General features: G+C 70.4%; 22 protein-coding genes. 11 read left to right on the top strand and 11 right to left on the bottom strand.

The window, feature by feature from the left end:
- Positions 1-218: 218 nt before the first annotated feature.
- Entirely contained in the window at positions 219-1,211 is a 993-nt protein-coding gene (locus ACFRCG_RS09435) for a PP2C family protein-serine/threonine phosphatase (protein WP_380030200.1), read from the top strand.
- A 238-nt stretch (positions 1,212-1,449) separates the two neighbouring features.
- Positions 1,450-2,676, top strand: a complete 1,227-nt coding sequence (locus ACFRCG_RS09430) for an LLM class flavin-dependent oxidoreductase (protein WP_078976065.1) — start codon at positions 1,450-1,452, stop codon at positions 2,674-2,676.
- 130 nt (positions 2,677-2,806) lie between these two features.
- Here the strand turns inward: ACFRCG_RS09430 and ACFRCG_RS09425 are convergent, their stop codons facing one another.
- Positions 2,807-3,484, bottom strand: coding sequence for a DedA family protein (locus tag ACFRCG_RS09425; RefSeq protein ID WP_380030199.1), 678 nt, complete (start codon positions 3,482-3,484; stop codon positions 2,807-2,809).
- A gap of 251 nt (positions 3,485-3,735) precedes the next feature.
- On the opposite strand from ACFRCG_RS09425, the gene ACFRCG_RS09420 reads away from it, so the two are divergent.
- From ACFRCG_RS09420 to ACFRCG_RS09410, 3 genes are all read left to right on the top strand, one after another.
- The gene (locus tag ACFRCG_RS09420) at positions 3,736-4,272 is read left to right on the top strand and encodes a hypothetical protein (RefSeq protein ID WP_126636536.1); all 537 of its coding nucleotides are present in this window, start codon (positions 3,736-3,738) and stop codon (positions 4,270-4,272) included.
- Positions 4,273-4,353: 81 nt separating this feature from the next.
- Complete coding sequence (locus ACFRCG_RS09415; RefSeq protein ID WP_380030198.1) at positions 4,354-5,499, top strand: CapA family protein; 1,146 nt, start codon at positions 4,354-4,356, stop codon at positions 5,497-5,499.
- A gap of 283 nt (positions 5,500-5,782) precedes the next feature.
- Complete coding sequence (locus ACFRCG_RS09410; protein ID WP_380030197.1) at positions 5,783-7,045, top strand: MFS transporter; 1,263 nt, start codon at positions 5,783-5,785, stop codon at positions 7,043-7,045.
- 6 nt (positions 7,046-7,051) lie between these two features.
- Here the strand turns inward: ACFRCG_RS09410 and ACFRCG_RS09405 are convergent, their stop codons facing one another.
- The 7 genes from ACFRCG_RS09405 to ACFRCG_RS09375 all read right to left on the bottom strand — a co-directional run bounded on the left by ACFRCG_RS09405 (position 7,052) and on the right by ACFRCG_RS09375 (position 11,744).
- Complete coding sequence (locus tag ACFRCG_RS09405; protein WP_380030195.1) at positions 7,052-7,585, bottom strand: DUF6879 family protein; 534 nt, start codon at positions 7,583-7,585, stop codon at positions 7,052-7,054.
- A 102-nt stretch (positions 7,586-7,687) separates the two neighbouring features.
- A complete protein-coding gene (locus tag ACFRCG_RS09400; RefSeq protein WP_380030194.1) occupies positions 7,688-8,908 on the bottom strand; it encodes a methyltransferase domain-containing protein in 1,221 nt (406 codons plus the stop codon).
- Between the two features lie 188 nt (positions 8,909-9,096).
- Entirely contained in the window at positions 9,097-9,963 is an 867-nt protein-coding gene (locus tag ACFRCG_RS09395) for a helix-turn-helix domain-containing protein (RefSeq protein WP_380030193.1), read from the bottom strand.
- Positions 9,960-10,472, bottom strand: a complete 513-nt coding sequence (locus tag ACFRCG_RS09390; protein WP_380030192.1) for a DUF6879 family protein — start codon at positions 10,470-10,472, stop codon at positions 9,960-9,962. The genes ACFRCG_RS09395 and ACFRCG_RS09390 overlap by 4 nt, the downstream gene beginning before the upstream one ends.
- Entirely contained in the window at positions 10,456-10,650 is a 195-nt protein-coding gene (locus tag ACFRCG_RS09385; protein ID WP_380030191.1) for a hypothetical protein, read from the bottom strand. The genes ACFRCG_RS09390 and ACFRCG_RS09385 overlap by 17 nt, the downstream gene beginning before the upstream one ends.
- 104 nt (positions 10,651-10,754) lie before the next feature.
- Positions 10,755-11,231: a GNAT family N-acetyltransferase gene (locus ACFRCG_RS09380; RefSeq protein WP_380030190.1), complete on the bottom strand. Its 477-nt coding sequence runs from the start codon at positions 11,229-11,231 to the stop codon at positions 10,755-10,757.
- A 72-nt stretch (positions 11,232-11,303) separates the two neighbouring features.
- Complete coding sequence (locus ACFRCG_RS09375) at positions 11,304-11,744, bottom strand: nuclear transport factor 2 family protein (RefSeq protein WP_078976058.1); 441 nt, start codon at positions 11,742-11,744, stop codon at positions 11,304-11,306.
- A gap of 237 nt (positions 11,745-11,981) precedes the next feature.
- Between ACFRCG_RS09375 and ACFRCG_RS09370 the strand changes: the two genes are divergently transcribed.
- Both ACFRCG_RS09370 and ACFRCG_RS09365 read left to right on the top strand, forming a co-directional pair.
- The gene (locus tag ACFRCG_RS09370) at positions 11,982-13,088 is read left to right on the top strand and encodes a S1C family serine protease (RefSeq protein ID WP_380030189.1); all 1,107 of its coding nucleotides are present in this window, start codon (positions 11,982-11,984) and stop codon (positions 13,086-13,088) included.
- 158 nt (positions 13,089-13,246) lie between these two features.
- Positions 13,247-14,224 (top strand): RDD family protein, encoded by a 978-nt coding sequence (locus tag ACFRCG_RS09365; RefSeq protein ID WP_380030187.1) that lies wholly within the window; start codon positions 13,247-13,249, stop codon positions 14,222-14,224.
- Between the two features lie 48 nt (positions 14,225-14,272).
- Here ACFRCG_RS09365 and ACFRCG_RS09360 read toward each other — a convergent pair whose 3' ends face one another.
- Positions 14,273-14,464, bottom strand: coding sequence for a ferredoxin (locus tag ACFRCG_RS09360; protein ID WP_380003509.1), 192 nt, complete (start codon positions 14,462-14,464; stop codon positions 14,273-14,275).
- Between the two features lie 262 nt (positions 14,465-14,726).
- Here ACFRCG_RS09360 and ACFRCG_RS09355 point away from each other — a divergent pair, with 262 nt between their 5' ends.
- Positions 14,727-16,796: a serine/threonine protein kinase gene (locus ACFRCG_RS09355; RefSeq protein ID WP_380030186.1), complete on the top strand. Its 2,070-nt coding sequence runs from the start codon at positions 14,727-14,729 to the stop codon at positions 16,794-16,796.
- Between the two features lie 92 nt (positions 16,797-16,888).
- Here the strand turns inward: ACFRCG_RS09355 and ACFRCG_RS09350 are convergent, their stop codons facing one another.
- On the bottom strand, positions 16,889-17,311 hold the full coding sequence (locus ACFRCG_RS09350) for a hypothetical protein (RefSeq protein WP_078976054.1): 423 nt from the start codon (positions 17,309-17,311) through the stop codon (positions 16,889-16,891).
- Positions 17,312-17,533: 222 nt separating this feature from the next.
- On the opposite strand from ACFRCG_RS09350, the gene ACFRCG_RS09345 reads away from it, so the two are divergent.
- The 3 genes from ACFRCG_RS09345 to ACFRCG_RS09335 all read left to right on the top strand — a co-directional run bounded on the left by ACFRCG_RS09345 (position 17,534) and on the right by ACFRCG_RS09335 (position 19,165).
- A complete protein-coding gene (locus ACFRCG_RS09345) occupies positions 17,534-18,277 on the top strand; it encodes a nuclear transport factor 2 family protein (RefSeq protein ID WP_380030184.1) in 744 nt (247 codons plus the stop codon).
- A gap of 14 nt (positions 18,278-18,291) precedes the next feature.
- Positions 18,292-18,810 (top strand): nuclear transport factor 2 family protein, encoded by a 519-nt coding sequence (locus ACFRCG_RS09340; RefSeq protein WP_380030183.1) that lies wholly within the window; start codon positions 18,292-18,294, stop codon positions 18,808-18,810.
- A gap of 70 nt (positions 18,811-18,880) precedes the next feature.
- Positions 18,881-19,165 carry a hypothetical protein gene (locus ACFRCG_RS09335; protein ID WP_380003513.1) on the top strand — a complete coding sequence of 95 codons (285 nt, stop codon included), beginning with the start codon at positions 18,881-18,883 and terminating at the stop codon, positions 19,163-19,165.
- A gap of 64 nt (positions 19,166-19,229) precedes the next feature.
- Here the strand turns inward: ACFRCG_RS09335 and ACFRCG_RS09330 are convergent, their stop codons facing one another.
- Positions 19,230-19,433, bottom strand: a complete 204-nt coding sequence (locus ACFRCG_RS09330) for a hypothetical protein (RefSeq protein WP_380030182.1) — start codon at positions 19,431-19,433, stop codon at positions 19,230-19,232.
- Between the last annotated feature and the right edge of the window lie 132 nt (positions 19,434-19,565).

Below are 19,565 nucleotides of genomic sequence, written 5' to 3'. Positions count from 1 at the left end.
CGCAGCCCCGCAGCCCCGCAGCCCCGCAGCCCCGCAGCCCCGCAGCCCCGCAGCCCCGCAGCCCCGCAGCCCCGCAGCCCCGCAGCCCCGCAGCCCCGCAGCCCCGCGACCCCGCGACCCCGCGAGTTGGGGATTGGGTGGGTTTTGGCGTAAGGGGCGTTGCCTTTTGGGGGGTGGGGCGTTGGGGTTTGTGGTGGTGTGGGCTGGGAGGAGTGGTAGTGGTCGGCGGTGCTTCGGGGGCCGGGCGGTTGGTGGTTTCGTCGGGGACGCGGGATCACCGGTACGACCCCGCGACCGCCTGGCGGGTTTATCAGCAGGAGGACGGCAGCCTCACCGTCAGTACGGACGCCTGGCAGGAGGAGGCGCATACGCTGATGGCGATCCGCACCGACTGGTACGCGGACGCCGCCGCCGCGTCGGCCGCCGGCGGGATGCCGCCGGACGTGGCGGGTCGGGTCAGCCGCGCGCTCGGCGCCGAGCCGGTCGCGCCGCCGCCGTACCGCGACTTCGCCGAGGCGTTTCGCGCGGGTGTGTCGCCGTCCCATCCGGAACCGGTCGGCGGCCTGGACCTGGCCGTGCGGCATCGGCCCGCGCAGGACGAGTTCGGCGTGGGCGGCGACTGGTACGACGTGTTCACCCTCGACGACGGTCAGGTCGCGCTCGTGGTCGGCGACGTCCAGGGACACGGCGCGGGCACGGCGCCGATCATGGCCAGGATCCGGACCCTGCTGCACGCCTACGCCGTGGTCACCCCCGACCCCGGCCGGGCCCTCGGCCTGGTGAACGACTTCCTCGACCGCTTCCCCGGCCCGGCCCACGCCACCTGCACGCTGGCCTACCTGGAACCGGCGACCGGCCGGCTCCGGGTCGCCCGCGCCGCGCACCCGCCGCTGCTGCTCGCCGACCCGGCCGGGATGCCGCGGATCGAGGACGTCGAGGGCGGTCTGCCCCTGGGCATGCTCGCGGACCAGGCGTATCCGTGTACGACCCTGACCATGGCCCCGGGCGCGACGCTGGTCCTGGTCACCGACGGCCTGGTCGAGGGCCCGCAGCTGTCCTTGGACCGCGGCATGGAACGCCTGGCGCACCGCTTCGAGCGCAGTCGCGGCCTGGACCTGGAGGCGACGGCGGAGCGGTTGTTCGGGCTCGCCGATCTGACCGGTCACCGGGACGACGTGACGCTGCTGCTGGCCCGTACGACCGTGCGCTGAACTCCCCGCGCCCGGGGGTGTCGAGGGCCACAAAGCCCGCGTTTGCTGGAACTTCGGCCTCTGTCGCGAGAGGATCTGACTATGCGTCAGCTCGATGTCCCGGGCGGCGCCTGGCATCTGACGTGACGTTAGCCACGTGTAAACAAAGTTCGGGCCGACGCTCGCATACTGTCCCGTACGCAGACCTCATACAGGCGTACGCAGCGCCGGTTGAACCAGGCGATTTGGGAGGCTCCACGTGGAGTTCGGCATCTTCCTGAACGGGTACACCCCCGGTCCGGCCGCTCACGATCGCGCGAGTGAGCACCTGGTGCTCATGCGCGAGATGGAATTGGCCATCAAGGCCGACAAGCACAACTGGAAGTACGCCTGGTTCGGCGAGCACCACGGTCTGGTCGAGTACAGCCACATGTCGGCCCCCGAGGTCGTCATCGGCTACGTCGCCGCGAAGACCGAGCGGATCCACCTCGCGACCGGCATCAACAGCCTGTCGCCGCGCAAGGAACACCCGGTCCGCTACGCCGAGCGCGCCGCGATGATGGACCACATCACCGAGGGCCGCTTCGAGTGGGGCACCGGCCGCGGCGCGGGCAGCCACGAGATGGCCTCGTTCAACATCATGGACAAGAACTCGACGAAGACCGAGTGGGACGAGGTCGTTCGCGAGATCCCGCGGATGTGGGCGCAGACCGACTACACGTTCGAGGGCGACCACTTCACCGTGCCGACCCCGCACGACATCCACCCGAAGCCGTACGGCGAGTCGCACCCGCCGATCTGGGTGGCCTGCGGCAACCCGGCCACCTTCGGCAAGGCCGGCTCGATGGGCATCGGCGCGATCGCGTTCAACTTCGAACCGGTCTACAACCTCAAGGGCCGCATCGAGGCATACAAGGAAGCCGCCGAGAACCCGGTCGAGATCGTCGGCGACTACCAGAACAACAACGTGATGATGACGAACGCCGTCATCTGTCTGTCCGACCGCAAGCGCGCCCGCGAGATCGCGCTCAGCAAGGGCCGCGGCTACCTGGTCACCCTGGTGAACCTGTACCACGACACCATGCCGAAGTCGGCGGACGCGATCACCTGGCCGTCGCCCACCTTCGACCTCTCGATGGGCGGCGACGAACTGCTCGACCAGCTGATCGAGGGCGGCTACATGCTGGTCGGCACCCCGGACGAGGTGTGCGAGCAGGTCAAGGCGTACCAGGAGGTGGGCTGTGACCAGCTCGTCTTCGGTATCAACGACGGCATGACGCACGAGGAGAACCTCGAGATGATCGAGCTCTTCGGCAACCAGGTCATCCCGGAGTTCGACAAGGACCCGGAGCACTCGACCACCAAGTACCGCCGCAACGCGGTGCCGAAGTTCGGCCGCTTCCAGGGCGCGGGCCCGGACCCCGACCTCAAGGTCGAGGTGCTGCCGACGAGCGCGGTGCTGCCGCTCCCGTACCCCACGGCGTAGCCGAGGCCGATCGGTCGCACGAGTACGAGTCACGCATACGAGCACGAGCACGAGGCCATCGGGGCGTCCCGGTGGCCTCGTGCGTTTCGGCCGCCGGTCCCGCCGCGAGGCGCGGGCGGATCCGCGGCGCCTACGACACCGAGGACTGGGCGCCCTCGCGCGTGTCGCCGCCGCCCGGCCGAGTGCCGGCGGCCTTGCGGCGGCGCCGGTTGCGGGCGGTGACGACGCGGCGGACGACCTCGATCAGGACGGTGATCGCCGCCGCGGTGGCCAGCCCCGCCGCGATGCCCATCAGCGGATTGTCCTTGAACGCGCTCCCGCCCCAGAAACCGAGCAGTACGCCGTACGTCGCCCAGGCCAGGGCCGCGATCGCGGTGAACGCCCGGAACCGCGCGACCGGGTACTCGACCATCCCGGCGACCAGGGCGACCGCGGTACGCCCGCCGGGGATGTAGCGGCCGACCACGATCATCACGCCGCCGCGTTCGGCCAGCCAACGTTCCGCCCGCTTCCGGGCCCGGCGTCCGCGCTCGCCGTTGAGCATGTGCCTGTTCGCGAACGGTTCGGCCCGGCGGCCGATCGCGTAGGTGATGTTGTCGCCGAGGAAGGCGCCCAGCGCGCCGGCCGCGATGAGCAGGAAAAGATTGGGCGAGAAGCCGCCGGCGGTGGCGAACACGCCGCACGCGATCAGCGCGCTCTCGCTCGGCAGGATCGGCAACATCGCGTCCAGGAGCGCGGCGAGGAAGACGATCAGGTAGGCCCAGGGAGAGCCGGCGAAGTCCATGATCGGGTCGAACCACGCGTCCACGCTCGCTCCCTCGCCGGTGTGTTCGGTGCCGTTTCCCGACCCGCTCGGATGCCTGTTCGGTGGGCCGCCTCTTCGGCGGCTACCCCGCGTGTACGGAATCAAGGCATGGTGCGCCGATCGCTCGAACGTCTGTCACCCTTGATCCCCTCGGTTCGGCCCGGCCCGGCCCGACATCGACGCGGCCGAACGATCCGGCGGCGGAACAACACACAGCCGAACAACACACAGCCGAACAAAACAAGGGACGTGGCATGGACGCCGTTCACGAAGGTCTGGACGCCGTGCGGGCGGAGCTGGTCGGTCTCGGTCGCCCCGTGGTGGCCCTCCTGGAGCCCGGTCTGCCGGCAGAGGCGGTGCACACCCGGATGGGTGCCGGGGTGCCCGCCGAACTGGTCTCCTGGTTCGGCTGGGCCGACGGCACCCGCGAGGAGCCGGACCAGTTGGTGGACGAGGCGTCGTTCATACCGGGCTACGTCCTGGTCAGCCTGGCCGAGGCGCTGGAGTTTCGCGAAGAGGTCGAGATGGACCAGCCGGAGGGTGTGCGGTGGTTGCCGCTGCTGGTGTCCCCGGCCGCCGACTTCTACGCCGCGATCTGGGATGGGACGGACGTGCAGGTGGCCAGTTTCGTCCAGGGCGCGGACGAGCCGATGGTGTACGCGTCCATCCCGTTGATGCTGCGCACGGTCACCGAGAGCTTTCGGACCGGGGCGTTCGAGGTGGACGAGGAGGGCTACTTCGACATGCACCCGGAGCTGTGCGACCGGGTCTATGAGGCGCTGAACGGCTGATGCGTCACACGCGGAAGGGGTAATTCTCGTCACGCTCCGGCGCGCGTACGGGCGCGTACGTTGCTGGGCTACCTTGTCCGCGTGCATATACCCCGCCGCCGGACCGTCGCGCTCGGCCTCGCTCCACTGCTGATCGCCGGTCTCGCCTCGTGCGGGTTCATGTCCGATTCGGGCGACTCCGGTGACTCCTCGAAGAAGGTGGAGAACGCCGCGGTGCCCGATCCGGCGGGGTCCTCGGCGGCCCCGGGCGGCGCGTCGGCGCCGCCGCCCGCGCAGGCCGCGCCGGGTACGGAGATCACCGTCGCGCTCGCGGGCGACGTGCACTTCTTCGAGCGCACGGTGCCGCGCCTGAACGCGGGCGCGGAGGGGGCGCTCGGCCCGATCGGTCGCACCCTCGCGGACGCGGATCTGGCGATGGTCAACCTGGAGTCGGCGATCACCGAGCGCGGTACGCCGGAGAACAAGACGTACCACTTCCGGGCCCCGGCGACGGCGTTGACGGAGCTGAAGACGGTCGGCGTGGATGTGGTCAGCATGGCCAACAACCACGCGGTGGACTACGGCAAGGTCGGCCTGGAGGACTCGATCGCCGCGGTGCGGAACCCGCCGATCGGCGTGGTCGGCATCGGCAAGGACGCCGATCAGGCCTATCGCCCGTTCGTCAAGAACGTGAAGGGTGTCAAGGTCGCGTTCGTGGCCGCGAGCCAGGTGCAGGACATCACGAACCAGCTCTACCGGGCCGGGGCGGGCAAGCCCGGCATAGCGAGCGCGCTCCAGGCCGATCGGCTGGTGCGGGCGGTGAAGGACGCGAAGGCCCAGGCCGACGTGGTGATCGTGTACATGCACTGGGGCATCGAGGGCGACAAGTGCCCGAGCACGGACCAGACCGGCCTGACCCGCAAGCTCGCCGACGCGGGGGCGGCGGCCGTCCTGGGCACGCACGCCCACGTGATGCAGGGCGCGGGCTGGATGGGCAGCACGTATGTGGGCTACGGCTACGGCAACTTCCTCTGGTACGGCACCTCTCCGTACCCGAACTCGAACGACACCGGCGTCGCGACGCTGACCATCAAGGACGGCAAGGTCGTCGGGGAGAAGTTCACCCCGGCCTCGATCGACAACCGTGGCGTGCCGATGCCGGCGACCGGCGCCGAGGCGAAGCGCATCCTGGACCGCCGCGACACCCTGCGGCCGTGCACGGGGCTGACGGCGGCGCCGAAGAAGTAGCGCGTCGGGGGCGCCTCGGCCGACCCGATGTGCGCGGGTTCGTCCGGCGCCCTTCCGGGCTCTCTCGTGCCGCCGGACGACGACGGCGGACGGGGGCCGTGGTCGTCGTATTCGGGTGTCGGCGGTCGGCTCGGATTGCTAGGTTGGTCGCCATGTTCCTCCTGTGTGCGTAGGACCCCGCACCGGCCGCGCCCCCGTCGACGGGGTTGCGCGGCTGATTCGGCGTCCACGCAGGCGTGTCGGTGCGGCCGGGCCGTGCCGACCTTTCGGAGGAATTCCCCCTATGGCAGCCATGCCTTCCGCCGACGCGCGTTCCGGGTCGGCTCCTTCCTATGCCGCCGTGTTGCGGATTCCCCATGCCCGGCGGGCGTTCGGGGCCGCGATGCTCGGGCGGTTGTCGTACGGGACGATCCCGTTGTCGTTGTTGCTCGCGGTGAAATCCGGGACCGGGTCGTATGCGGTGGCCGGCACCGTGATGGCGTTGTTCGGGGCGACGAGTGTGTTGTTGTCGCCGATGCGGGCCGGGTTGGTCGATCGGTACGGGGCGCGGCGGGTGTTGCCGCCGATGGTCGTGTTGTACGCGGTGTTGTTGGTCGGGATCGCGGTGGCCACGTGGCGGCCCGGGGCCTCGGCGGTGTGGGTGGGCGTCGCGGTGGCGGCGGCCGGGGCCTGTACGCCGCCGGTGGGGCCGGTGATGCGCGCGGTGTGGAGCGAACTGGCCCCGGACCGCGAGCTGTTGCAGCGGGCGTACAGCCTGGACGGGGTGGCCGAGGAGATCGTGTTCGCCTCCGGGCCGCTGCTGGTGGGCCTGCTCGTGGGGTGGGCGCCGGCGGCGGCCGGGGTGGTGCTGGCCGCGTCCTTGATCGTGGTCGGGACGATGGCGCTGGTGGGCTCGCCGGCGGTGCGGCGGGCGGGCGAGGCCGGCGGAGCCGAGACGGGGGAGGTGGCCGAGGGCGGGCCGGCGTCGGGTGGCACGGGGTTGTGGCGGGCGGTGGTGGTGGCCGGCGGGGTCGGGGTGGCCCTGGGCGGGATCGATCTGCTCGCGGTCGCGTTCGCCGACGAGCGGGGGCGGTCGGCGGCGGTGGCGTGGATCCTGGCCGCCCTGTCCGTGGGCAGCGCGGTCGGAGGGCTGGCGCACGGCGCGGTGTCCTGGCGGGTGTCGGCCGACCGCCGACTGCCGCTGCTTGCCCTCGGGTTGGGCGCGTCCCTGGCCGCCGCGGGCCTGTCCCCGAACCTGTACGTCCTGGCCGCGGGCGCCATGCTCACCGGCCTGTTCGTGGCCCCGGCGATCACCACGGCCTACCTGCTCGCCGACGCCGCCGCGACCCCGAACACCCGCACCAGGATCGGCGCCTGGGTCAACACCACCCTCAACGCCGGCACCTCGGCGGGCGCGGCGGCCACGGGCGCGCTCATCGCCCACGTCCCCCTACCCCTACTCTTCCCCCTGACCGCCCTCCCCCTCCTCCTGACCGCCGCGTGCACAGCCTTCGGCACAGCCACAGCCACGGGGCGCCGGAACCAGGAAGCCCCGCGAGGCTCATGACGCCCATCAGTGGTCGGCGTCACCATGCGCCGCCCACCAATCCGCGAACGGCGTGGCGGTCGCAAGTGCGATGTCCCTGGAGCGAACAAACTCCGTTGCCCGCTCCTGCGGCAACACTTCGGCGCCGGTGAAGGCTCCGAAGTGGTCGTAGCTCATCACAGCGGTGGTGGCCGAATCGAAGAGCCAGAAGTCCGCGACCCCGTCGAGTGGATTGGTCCGTGCGGTGACGTCGAGGATGAAGAACTCCTCACCAGCCGTCATGTTCGTCCGATATCCCCAGCCCAGTTGGAACCGCAGATACGGCGTGAGGGGTCGACTCAGCACATGCACGCGGTAGACCCGCCGCCCTGCCTGTGTGTGCTCCCGAAGCGTCGACAACCAGGAGGCGTTGTAGTTGTCGGGTCGCGGCTGCCCGGCAAGAAACGCTCGATACGCGTCCACATTGCCCGAACGGCCGTAGTCGTCCAACGTCTCGAGTCTGAAAGCCTCATGATCGAAGTGGTCGAAGAGTTCCCTGAAGGGGCGAGAAGGGTGCGGCACGAGGACGCCTCCGGTTCGGCTGAGTTGATGCGAGGGCCTGTTGCGTGTGGGCCGGTGGCGCACGCGCCTGTGGGGCGGTGACCGGGGGAGGCGTGCCGCTGTTCAAAGGGGCCAGGACGTTCTGTCGGCGCCACGATCGGTGAAGTACGTGGTCATGGCTTCGGGTACGCGGGCGTGTTGGGTGCCGTTGGGGGAGACGGTCCAGCCGAAGGCTGGGATGTCGGGGCGGCCTGCGGTGTGCCATCGGGACCAGGCCGATTCGACTTCGGTCCACAGGGGGCGGGGGCCGTGTTGGTGGACGGTGAAGGTGGTGAGTTGCCGGCCGTCGTAGTCGACGCTCGCCCACGAGGTGCCGGCCTCGTCGCCCACCCACAGGCGGGTGTGTACGCCGTCGGCGTCGGGGGTCTCGTCCCAGTGGTGCCAGATGTCGGGCGCCATCAGGCCGATCGCGAACTCGGCGACCGGGTCGGCGCCGGCCACGTCCCAGGGGGAGAGGGTGGTGATGCCGGGTTCGGGGGTGTGGTCCGGGGCGAAGACCTGATCCACGTCGGTGATGCGTGAGCGGTGTCCGCGCAGGTGCATGAACGCCCCGCCGGCGCGGAATCGGCCGTGGGCGCGACCCCGTTCGTCCACCGTGGCCACGAGGGTCCCGTTCGCGGTCCAGGCGCTCGCCCAGGGGGTGACGATCACGGCTCCGGGTCGGCATTGCCGGATCCAGGCGGGTGGGATGTGGGTCACGGCGGCGGTGGACAGGATGCGGTCGTAGGGTGCGCCGGTCGCCCACCCCTCGGCGCCGTCGCCCCAGACCACGGTGGGGTGCCGGCCCAGGCCCGCCAACCGGGCTTCGGCGATCCGGGCGAGGTCCACGTCCACCTCGACGGTCACCAGGCGCCGGTCGTCGTCGAGGCGGTGGGCGAGCAATCCGGCGTTCCAGCCGGTGCCGGTGCCGATCTCCAGCACCCGGTGTCCGTCGGCCACATCGAGGGCCAGGAGCATGGCCGCCACGATCGAGGGCTGGGACGCGGACGACGACGGCCACTCGGCTCCGCCGCTCCGGGGCGCCCCGCCGTCGCACATCTGCACGACGACCGGCGCGTCCGCGTAGGCGGCGGCCCACCAGCGCTCCGGCTCCCGCACCCGATCGCACCGCTCGTGCCGGTCCCCGCCGGGCCGCCGCAGCCACACCACGTCGGGGAGGAACACATGCCTCGGCACCCCGACGAACGCCTGCCGCCACACCTGCGGCAACTCCCCGACGGCTTCCTCGACCCGCCGCAGCAACTCCACCCGGGCCCGCCACAACGCCCGCGCCTCGGCACTCACCCACCCCACCGCCCCTTCGGCGTCCCGGGGTCGGCAGGCTTGTCCGGCGGAATCGGCGGCGGCACAGGCTTCTCCGGCTTGTGCCCATCATCGGTCGCGGGATCGCGGTGTTTGGCCATGGAATCCCCCTTCACAGGGTCCGGAGTCGTATTCCATGAATACGGGAAACCGCCGGCCGGCGTCCAATCTCAGTCGCGTTTCTGCATGGATTGCCGTCGAAACGATTCGGACCATGACTCGATTTGTCGGCGAGCATCATCGCCGGACAGCGATCGGGCCGCGAAATAGTCGAACAGCTCTCGATGGTAGGCGATATCCTTGGGGTCCCGGAGGATGAGTCGACCGCTGAACAGTTCGACCGTGACCAGATGGCTGTCGTAGATGACAAATGTGTTGAACGGGGCGTCGTTCATCTGTTGCCGAAGTGGCAGTATGTGAAGCCGAATCCGAGGAAGTCTCGATATCGCCACGAGATGGTCCAATTGCAGCGCCATGGCCGAGGGATGGCAAAGTTGCCAGCGGGTGGCCGACTCCGTCAGAAGAAAGTCGAAGCGTTTCTCCTCATCATGAAGCACCGATTGGCGCTCAAGCTTCATGACCATCGTCTTCGTGGTGTCGCCTGCCGTCGGATCGACGGTGGGGGACAGGGCTCGACGCATGTACTCCGGCGTTTGGAGCAGGCCGGTGATCATCGTCGGCAGGAAGTGTCGGATGTGGTCGGCGCCGGCTTCGAGTATGGCAAGCTCGCGCTGTCGGTGGTGCAGGCCACGTCTGACCGACGTACGTACATCCTCGTACTCGGTGTTTGCGATTTCTGCCAGACGCCGAATCTCCTCGGCAGTCGCGGCATCCACCCCGAGGGCTGTCAGGATGTGTCGCACGTCCACGAGGGTGGGCAGGGTGCGCCCGGTCTCGATTCTGGAGATTTTGCTTTGCGACATGCCGCAGCGGGCGGCCAAGCGTTCGCCGGAAAGTCCGGTCGCGCTACGCAGGGCCCGTAGAGCCGAAGCGAGGCGCAACCGGTCCCGGCCTGCTTGCTGCGGGTCGAAGTTCAAGCCGAGAGATACTCCGTGAAGGGGATGGAAAGGTTCAGCGCCGATTCCTTTGCCTGCCGATAGCGATCGAGATCCGGGGACTCGAGAAGGACGCGTGCCAACTGGACGCCGTGCTCGTCGTATCGCATATCGACGACTTTCGAGTCGTCCAGCATCCAGAAATCGGAGGGCATGGGCGGGGCGTCCCGCTGTCTGGTCGTGTCGAGGATCCTGACTTCTTCACCGGCCGCGACATTGTAGTGGTATGCCGCAAATTCGTAGCGGAGATAATCGGACAAGGGAGGCGTGACGATGTGTACCCGGGTGACCTTGCGCCCGCCGGCACGGTAGCGGGCGAGCCTGGTCAGCCATGGATCGTCCTCGGGCAGGTCCAGGCGCCCGGTCCTCATGAAGTCCGCGTATTCCGGTTCCTCACCACGTACGGAGTAGGAGGGCAGGGTTTCGAGTCGGAAAGCCTCGCGTTCGAACGTGTCGAGGAACGAGGCCCAGCGCTCACCATCCAAGTGCACGCGCGGCCTCCCGCAGTACTTCTTCCGGCACGGCCACGACGGCTTCGGTCGTGGGCGTTTTGTGATCCACGAGGAACCCTTGAACGGCGATCGTGCCGTCTTGGTCGGTCGTGTAGACGGTCGGACAGTCACCCGAACGGCATTCGGGGTCGCCGCCGGCGATGCGTGACAGTTTCATGTGTCGCCCTCCGTAGTTGGTCGACTACCTCGAGGTGACGCTAGGAGGGCGGGTGCGAGACGGGCAAGGGTTACCCGCGTTCGTGCATAAACCGCGGAGGTGGGTCAGGTGTTGGCGAGGGTGGTTAGGGGGTGGCCGGTCAGGCGGTAGCCGAGCCATTCCTTTTCGTGGACCGCGCCCAGGGAGTCGTAGAAGGCGATGCTGGGGGTGTTCCAGTCGAGGACCGCCCATTGGAGGCGGGCGTAGCCCCTGGTGGTGCAGATTCGGGCCAGGTGCTTGAGGAGGGCCTTGCCGTGGCCGGCGCCTCGGGCTTCCGGGCGGACGTACAGGTCTTCGAGGTAGATGCCGTGTACGCCCTCCCATGTGCTGAAGGACAGGAAATAGAGGGCGAAACCGACGGCCTCGTGGGTGGTGTCGTCCTCGGCGATCAGCGCGAAGGCCGCCGGGGTCGGGCCGAACAGGGCCGTGTGGAGTTGGGCCTCGGTGGCCTTGGCCTCGTGCAGGAGCTTTTCGTAGTCCGCGAGTTCGCGGACCAGGGCGTGGATGGCCGGGATGTCGGCTGAGGTGGCTTCGCGGATCATGCCTCGAAGCTACCTCGCCCCCGCCGGTCCGTTCCCGGGATTTTCCCGGCCGCCCCGACCCGGCCGCCCCGGTCAGGCCGTCGGCGCGATGTACATGTAGGACTTCTCCTCGCTGCGGGCCGAGATGCGCCACTCGCCGTCGACGCGCGTGAAGGTGTCCAGGTACCACAGGCCGCAGAACATCGTCGGGCCCGGCGTCTCGTCGTCCTCGCCCTTGAACACCATCGGGTTGTGGCACATCGTGCGGCCCGTGGCGGTGTCGCCGTCGACCGTGATCGACGAGTTGGCGATCAGGTGCTGGTAGGCGCCGAAGCCGGGCATCACCGACGCCAGGAACTCCTTGGTCTCGGCCAGGCCGCCCTTGGAGCCGCCCATCGCCGAGTAGTCGATCAGCGCGTCGGCGGTGAAGACGGTGTCCAGGGCGTCCCAGTCGCCCGTGTCCACCGCGTGCGAGTAGCGGACCATCAGGTCCTGGATCTCCATCCGGTCCGAGATCTCCTGAAGCGTCAGCATGCGTGCGCCCGCCCACCTCTCCGGCTCTTCGGTGCGTCTTCGGCGTCGTCCCGGAATCACCGGGCCGACGTGCGGGCCCAACTTGACACGAACAAGCACATGGCGAAAGAGGCATGGGCTCGGCGACCCGGTGAAAAGTCCGCCGGTGGGGTTAGTACGAAGAATGCTCGGGGGACCCGGTCCGAGACCGGCAACCGAGCCGTCGCCGGCGGCAGCCGCCGAACCGAGGGAGACATCGTGGGCAGGACGACGCGGCGACGGGTCACGATCGTGGTGACGGCGGCGGTGCTCGTGCTCGGCGGGGTGAGTGGGTGCAGCGACGGCAACGGCTCGAAGAAGAACACGGACGGCGGCAACGGCAACGGCAACGTCGCCTCCGGCTCGGCGGCGCCGAGCAACGGGCCGGCGAACGACCTCCAGGCGCAGTACCAGCAGGTGGTGCGCAACGTGCTGCCTTCGGTGGTCCAGATCACCACGAAGACCGGCCTCGGCTCCGGGGTCGTCTACGACGACAAGGGCAACATCGTCACCAACGCCCATGTGGTCGGCCAGGCCACCTCGTTCGAGGTCACCCTCCCGAACGCGAGCAAGCCGATCACCGCGAAGCTCGTCGCCGCCTTTCCCCCGGACGACCTCGCGGTGATCCGCCTCGACAGCCCGCCCGCCGATCTCAAGCCCGCCCGGTTCGCCGATTCGAGCAAGCTCCAGGTCGGTCAGATCACCATGGCCATGGGCAACCCGCTCGGCCTCGACTCCAGCGTCACCGAAGGCATCGTCTCCGCCGTCGGCCGCGTCGTCAGCGAACCCGAGACCTCCGGCTCGCCGGGCGCCACCATCTCCAGCGCCATCCAGACCTCGGCCGCGATCAACCCCGGCAACAGCGGTGGCGCGCTGGCCGACCTGGAGAGCCAGGTGATCGGCATCCCGACCCTGGCCGCCACCGACCCCGAGACCAACGGCGGCGCGGCGCCGGGCATCGGCTTCGCGATCCCGGCCAACACGGTCAGGTCGATCACCGATCAGATCATCAAGAACGGCAAGGTGGACAACTCCGGCAAAGCCGCCCTCGGCGTCACCGTCCGCACGGTGGCCGGCCCCAACGGCCGGGCCGCGGGCGTCGGTGTGGTCTCGATCCAGGACGGCGGCGCCGCGAAGGCCGCCGGCATCCAGGTCGGCGACGTGATCACCACGATCGACGATCAGGCGGTCACCGACGTCTCGACGTTGTCCGAGGTGCTGGGCGGCAAGCAGCCGGGGGACAGGGTCAAGGTGAACCTGCTGCGCGGCGGTGGCGGGGGCGCCAAGGCCACGGTCGATGTGACGCTGGGCGAACTCAAGGGCTGAGCACGCCGATCGCCCGATCGGCCCATCGCACTCGGGCCGACTGCACGCGGTTCGACGGCACTCGGACCCGGCGCGATCCGGCCGTTCCGCGCGCCGCGTGCCCCCGACTGGCTCCACGGCCCGGCGGAAGGGACGATCTGCGCGATACCGTCCCGGTCATGACGATTCCTCAGCCGCCACGCGGGCCGGGGTCGCCGTACGGGGACCAACCTTCCGTCGACGGTGATCCACACCTGTCCTGGCACCAAGCACCCGTCACCGCACCGGGCCCGATCCCGGTCCAGGCGCAACCGCCCGGCCCCGCCCACCCGCCGGCACCGCCGCGGTCCTACCCCGCGCCGGGCGTCGAGCCCGGGGCGCCCGGCGAACTCCCGCTCGCCTCCCGGACCATGCGGCTGATCGCCCGCACCGTGGACTACCTGCTCACCACCGCCCTGGTGCTGCCGCTGTGGTTCCTGGCCTACCACTACATCCAGGGCAAGGCCGCCGACCTGCCCACCAAGGTGGTCCGCGACTCCTTCCTGGACGTCGTGTTCGGGCGCGCCGGCGAGGCGCAACGGGCGCCGCTGGAGGCGGTGGACGGGCTGTGGTCGACCACCAAGACGCTGCTGCTCCTGCTGCTCCTCGCCCATCTCCTGGTGCCCGCGCTCTACGACTGGTACATGCACGCCAGGTTCGGCCGCACGCTGGGCAAGATCATGGTCGGCGCGAAGGTGGTCCCGGCGGGCACATCGGCGCAGGCCGTTCGCGGCCGGGTGCCGGTCGGCGCCTGGCGGGCGGCCCGGCGCACCCTGGTGGCCGTGGTGGTGCCGTGGGCGGCGGTCCTGCTCACCTGGTACGAGGTGGCGCTTCGCCAGTGGGGCACGGCCGGGTTGTTCGCCCTGCTCGCCCTGGTCGGCTTCCTGGACCCGCTGGCCGTGCTCGGCCCGCGTCGGCGCACCTGGCACGACCGTAGCGCCGGCACCGTGGTGGTCAACGTCAAGCTGCTCGCCCGGGGTTGGTCGGTCACCCGCAACGCGTCGGCGGCGATGGTGCAGGGCGCCCGGGGCGCGTCCACCACCATGGCCCGCAACGCCCGCGACCGTTGGCAGACGAGCCGAGGCGCCTCCCCGGACCGCCCGAGCGACCCCTCCTGAGCCGCGATCGGCCCGGGGCGGGCAACTCCCGTCCCGGGCCGCGCCGGCTCAATCCAGGATCGAGATGGCCCGGGTCGGACAGACCCGGATCGCCTCTTCCACCTGCGGCCGCAACTCCTCGCTCGGATTCTCGTTCAGGATGTAGAGGAAGTTGTCCTCCCGTACCTCGAACACCTCGGGTGCCTCGGCCATGCACAGCGCGTTGCTCTTGCACTTGTCGAAGTCGACGACGATCCTCATCTTTGGCCCTTCGTCGTGGAAGCGGTGCGATCCGGCGGATGCCTGCCAACCGGTGCGGTGTGGCAACACTCGCCGCACGCCGCGGCGTTGCCACACCCGGCGCACCCGTTGGCCTATCACGCCCACCCGCGGGTAAGGCGAGCCTTTTCCCCCGAACGGGGAACCAGCCGGTGCCCTGGGGAGGTCACAAGACCGGATGAGAGGATTCCATCCCGGTACGGCCGCAGCGGCGGGCCGGCGAACCAACACGGGAGGCACGTCCATGACGGCCGACGGCGGCGCCGAGATACGTCAATTGCGTCCGGGCGATCCGCAGCACATCGGACCGTTCCGGATCACGGGTCGACTGGGCGCGGGTGGAATGGGCGCGGTCTACGCGGGGCTGGACAGCCTGGAGCGCCGCGTCGCGGTCAAGGTGGTGCACGCGCAGTACGCCGACGACCCCGAGTTCCGGGCCAGGTTCACGCGCGAGGTCAACCTGCTGCGCGCGATCAAGGGCACGTGCACCACACCCGTGCTCGACGCGGATGTCGACGCCGAGACACCGTGGTTCGCCACCGAGTACGTGCCCGGGCCGACTCTGGACAAACGGGTGAACCAGGGCGGTCCGATGCGCGGCGACGAGCTGATGGGCCTCGCGGCCGGGCTCGCCGAGGCGCTGGTCGCGCTGCACGACGCCGATGTGATCCACCGCGACCTGAAGCCGCAGAACATCATCTGCTCGCCCGCCGGACCGCGTGTGCTCGACCTGGGTATCGCGCGGTCGATGGAGGACAGCGGGCTGACCCGCACCGGCATGATGATCGGCTCGCCGGCGTGGATGAGCCCGGAACGTTTCAAGGGCCACGACAGCACGCCGGCCGCCGACGTGTACGCGTGGGCGATGCTGGTCACCTACGCGGCCACCGGGGTGATCCCGTTCGGTACGGGCGCGCCCGAGGTCGTCGCGCTGCGGGTACTCCAGGAGGAGGCCGACCTTTCCGGCGTACCGGATGTATTGCGCCTGATCGTCAAGCGCGCGGGTGACAAGGAGCCGCACTACCGGCCGCAGGCCCGGGAGTTGCTGGCCTCGGTCACCCACGTGTGGCGCGGCGCGCTCGGCACCGGCGCGGCGCCCTCGCTCGACCCGGTCGCCGACGCGACGTCGCTGATCGGCCAGTTGTGGACCACGCCGGCCTCCGGCGGCCCGTGGCAGGTACAGCAGCAGTCGCAGCAGCAGGTGCCGCAGACCCCGCCGCCGCGTGTGTACGAGGCACCGCGCGGGCCCGCGCGCTCCGGCGGCACCGCCGCGTTCGGCGCGCCGGTCGTACCGCCGCAGACCCCGCCGCCGGCCGCGTACAACACCCCCACGCACGACCCCTACGGCGCCTCGCCGACCCAACCGCCGCTGTACCGCGACTCCTCCGGCACGCACGGCGTGCCCGCGGCGCAGTCGGGAGCGTACGGCGCACCCTCCGGGACGCACGGTGTCCCCGCCGCGCAGTCCGGCGCGTACGGGGCGCCCTCCGGGCAGTACGGCGGCACCGGACAGGGCTATCCGGCCGGCCACCACCAGCCGCCTCCCTCCGGCACGTTCACCCCGCCCCCGGCCACCCACGGCGGACACACGCCGCCGCCGACCGGTCGGGCCGCGGCCCGGCAACAGGGCGGTACCGGCGGCGGTCGCCCCGGCCGCAAACGCCTGGCGATCATGATCGGCGGCGCGGTGGCGGTGGTGGCGATCAGCGCGGGCGCGGTGGTCGCGCTGCGCGGCGGCGGCGACGACAACCCCGAGGCGGGCACGAAGAAGAACACCAACAGCGCCAACGCCCAACCGCCGAAACTCACCGGCAAACCGGGCGGCTTCACCCAGGACGTCAAGGGCATGAAGTTCGCGGTGCCCAGCACGTGGGAGCTCAAGGAGGTCAGCGACACCGAGGTGTGCGTGCTGCCGGCCGCCACGCCCGCCGCGCAGCGCACCACCTGCGAGCGCGCGGGGCTGCGGATCTGGGTGGGCAAGAACGATCAGCGCAAGGTGGACTTCAAGGATCCGGCGGGCTGGACCCTGGGCGCCGCGCCGACCTGTGTGACCAAGCCCGAGGAGACCGCGGCGCCGACCAGTAAGTCGGAGGGCAAGAAGCTCGCCGAGCCGAGCAAGGTCAGCCTCAAGTACGACTACGCGTCGTACAGCGTGACCTGCAAGAGCGGCGACTCGTTCCAGCCGCAACTGTGGTGGCTGCCGCAGTCGATGATCTCGTTCTCCACGGCGGGCCTGTCCCGCGAATACGACGCCGACCTGAACCGGATCCTGGCATCGGTGGACACGGCGGGCTACAAGAAGCCCAAGGGATAGCCCGCCGCGTCACGGGTGGAACGGGGTGAAGGACCCGGAAGGGTCCGGAAGGACCCCGAAAGGCCGGAAAGGCGCGAAAGACTCGGAAGGGCCTAGAAGTCCGCCGCCGCCGCCACCGGCAGGAACGGGTTCTCCGGCCCCGCCGGGAACGAACTCCAGCTCTGCTCCTCGTACAGGTTCATCAACTCGTGCTCGGACTCCTCGGTGTCCGGCCACTCGGCGTTGACGACCACGTGCACGGAGGGCTGGGGGTATTGCTCCCACCACTCCACTATGTGTCCCTCGCCGTCGACGGGGACCGGATGGTGCTCGACCCGGTGGACCATCATGTAGGGACCGCCGGTCCACGGCCCTATGTGCGCACCGCCCAGCGGGATCGCCGAGATGGAGTCGCCGCCGCGCGGCAGCGCGGGTCCCGCGAAGTCGCCCGAGAGCAACGAGCCCACGTACCCCGTCGGGGGCCGGTCCGGCGGGACGTCCTGGTAGAAGTCCACCCGGACCCGGTACCGGATCACTCGCGTCCCCTCCGCTTCATCTTCGTCTCGTGCTCGCGTCGGAGCCCGGCCGGCTGGTTGCGACCGGTAATACGTATACCAGCCGGCGACGGTTCCGTTCCGACGATCGTGTCGGGGCTGGACTTCCCGACGGGGCGCGGGCAGGATCACGCGGACCGGAGGCGACCTGCGCCCGGATCCTCGCGCGCGGCCGGGTTCGCCGGACGACTGCGGGGAGGCACGATGGGCGGCAGCCGGGACGCGGTGGCGGCGGCACTCGCGCGGAGCGCGCGGATCGGCGGTGCCGACCCGATTCCCGAGGTGTCCCGGTTCACCGAGTGGACGATGGTCGACGGCGACCTGGTCTGCCGCTACGTCTGGCACAACCTGCCCGACCCCACCGGCGGCACCGCCCGCTACACGCTGCCCGGGACGGAGATCCTGCGCCGGGTCGGCGATCGGTTCGAGATGGTGGGCGAGTTCCACAACGGCGACGACGCTGCCGCGATGATCGCGCGCTGGCGGGCCGCGGGCGGCGCGGTCCCCGGGGCCGACGGCGGCGAGCTGCGCGGGATCGTCGGCTGGGCGCCCGAGCCGACGCCCCGCGCCGCCGACCGGGCCGAGGTGGAGCGGGCCCTCGCCGACTTCGCCGGCCGACTGGCCGCGGCCCCCGCCCACGGCGACTGGGCGCCGGTCGCGGCGCTGTTCACCGACGAGGTACGGGTGCGCGACCACGTGGTCGGCTTCGTCGAGGGCCGGCACGCGCTGCACGCGTACATCCTGGACGGGGTGCGCCGCTCGCCGTTCACCGGCTATCGCGTCGTGTTGCGGCTCGTCGACGGGAACCGGGTCGCGGTCCTGCTCCGCGCCGAGGGGGCCGACGTCGGTCTGGACGTCAACGTGGTGCTGCACTACGCGGGCGCGGGCCGCTGGTCCTACGTCGAGGTCGTGTACGACCCGCGGCGGCTCGCCCGCGTGTCCGCCTGACAGGGTGTCGGTCCATGGACGACGTACAACGGCTGCTCGCCTACGAACAGATCCGTCAACTGGCCGCCCGCTACGCGCTGGCCCTGGACAGCCGGGACCTGGACGCGCTGTGCGCGTTGTTCGTGCCGGATGTGCGGGTGACCCGGGAGGAGAACGGACGCGCGGCGCTGCGCGCGTCCTTCGCGACCCAACTCGCGCCCCTGGGGGTGACCATCCTCAACGTGGGCACCCACGTGATCGACCTCCTCGACGCGGACCACGCGACCGGACACGTGTATTGCAAGGGCGAGATCCAGGAGGGGCCGCGCTGGCTGCACCAGGCGATCCTGTATCGCGACGTGTACGAACGCCGGGACGGCACGTGGTACTTCGCGCGCCGTCGGCACGACCTCTGGTACGGCGCCAACGTCGGCGCCAACCCCGCCGGACTGCCGCCGGCCAACTGGCCCGAGCGCTCCTACGGTTCGGGTACCGTGCCGGGAATCTGGGAGACCTGGCGGGAGTTCCATCGAATCCCGGACGAAGACGCCTGAGCGGGTTCCGTTCGCCGCACAGGGGGCAGGCGAGGATCGACCGGACTCTCGGCGGAAGGAAGGACCGGCCATGGCCAGGCTTCCGGACGGCGCGAGAAACGCCGCCGCGCGCACCGGCGTGCTGCTGGCCCTGACCATCGTCGCGGCGATGGTCGCGCTGCTCGGCGTCTGGGCGCACACCTGGTTCTGGGTCTGGGCGATGCTCTTCGTCGGGCTCGGCATGCTCGGCATGGCCTGGAGCGCGCTGGAGATCCTGATCGCGCTCCAGGTGGCCGAGGAGCAGCGGGACCGGGACCGGGGTGTGTATCAGGTCCGCCCGGTCGAAATGCGACCCAGGCGGCGTTCCGGACGCTGACGCGTCCGGAACGCCGCCCGGCCGTCCCCACGACCGAAGTTTTCGTTGTGGGTGCGGGGCGGGGTCAGGGGACTACGCGTTCGACCGCGGCCGGGCCCAGTTCGGCGAGCCTGCGGCGGGCCTCTTCGATGTTTTTCTCGGTCAGGTCCTTGCCCTCCGCCAGGACCAGGTCCTCGGGGTCCACGGGCGTCTCGGCGCCGCTGCGCAGGTCCATCCTCGGCCGGTCGCCCTTCGGGATCCGGTCCACGGGAATGCGCTCGTCACTCATGTCGCCTTCCTTCGTTCGGGAGTGGAGTCGGTGCCCCCGCACGGCATCCGGGTACCCGCTGCGGGCGGGGCGGGAACCCTCCGGGAGTCGGCCGGAAGCTTTTTATACAAGCGTCATAGACAAGCGTCTTAG

The organism is Embleya sp. NPDC056575 (assembly GCF_042793325.1).
In the GTDB taxonomy this organism is placed as follows: domain Bacteria; phylum Actinomycetota; class Actinomycetes; order Streptomycetales; family Streptomycetaceae; genus Embleya.
Note: the sequence above shows the minus strand (reverse complement) of the source record. Positions and strands in the feature narration are given on the sequence as shown.

Coding starts and splice junctions, on each gene's coding strand:
- ACFRCG_RS09420 (WP_126636536.1), top strand. CDS start 3,736: ATGGACGCCGTTCACGAAGGTCTGGACGCCGTGCGGGCGGAGCTGGTC.
- ACFRCG_RS09410 (WP_380030197.1), top strand. CDS start 5,783: ATGGCAGCCATGCCTTCCGCCGACGCGCGTTCCGGGTCGGCTCCTTCC.
- ACFRCG_RS09385 (WP_380030191.1), bottom strand. CDS start 10,650: ATGAAACTGTCACGCATCGCCGGCGGCGACCCCGAATGCCGTTCGGGT.
- ACFRCG_RS09380 (WP_380030190.1), bottom strand. CDS start 11,231: ATGATCCGCGAAGCCACCTCAGCCGACATCCCGGCCATCCACGCCCTG.
- ACFRCG_RS09375 (WP_078976058.1), bottom strand. CDS start 11,744: ATGCTGACGCTTCAGGAGATCTCGGACCGGATGGAGATCCAGGACCTG.
- ACFRCG_RS09365 (WP_380030187.1), top strand. CDS start 13,247: ATGACGATTCCTCAGCCGCCACGCGGGCCGGGGTCGCCGTACGGGGAC.
- ACFRCG_RS09360 (WP_380003509.1), bottom strand. CDS start 14,464: ATGAGGATCGTCGTCGACTTCGACAAGTGCAAGAGCAACGCGCTGTGC.
- ACFRCG_RS09355 (WP_380030186.1), top strand. CDS start 14,727: ATGACGGCCGACGGCGGCGCCGAGATACGTCAATTGCGTCCGGGCGAT.
- ACFRCG_RS09345 (WP_380030184.1), top strand. CDS start 17,534: ATGGGCGGCAGCCGGGACGCGGTGGCGGCGGCACTCGCGCGGAGCGCG.
- ACFRCG_RS09340 (WP_380030183.1), top strand. CDS start 18,292: ATGGACGACGTACAACGGCTGCTCGCCTACGAACAGATCCGTCAACTG.
- ACFRCG_RS09335 (WP_380003513.1), top strand. CDS start 18,881: ATGGCCAGGCTTCCGGACGGCGCGAGAAACGCCGCCGCGCGCACCGGC.
- ACFRCG_RS09330 (WP_380030182.1), bottom strand. CDS start 19,433: ATGAGTGACGAGCGCATTCCCGTGGACCGGATCCCGAAGGGCGACCGG.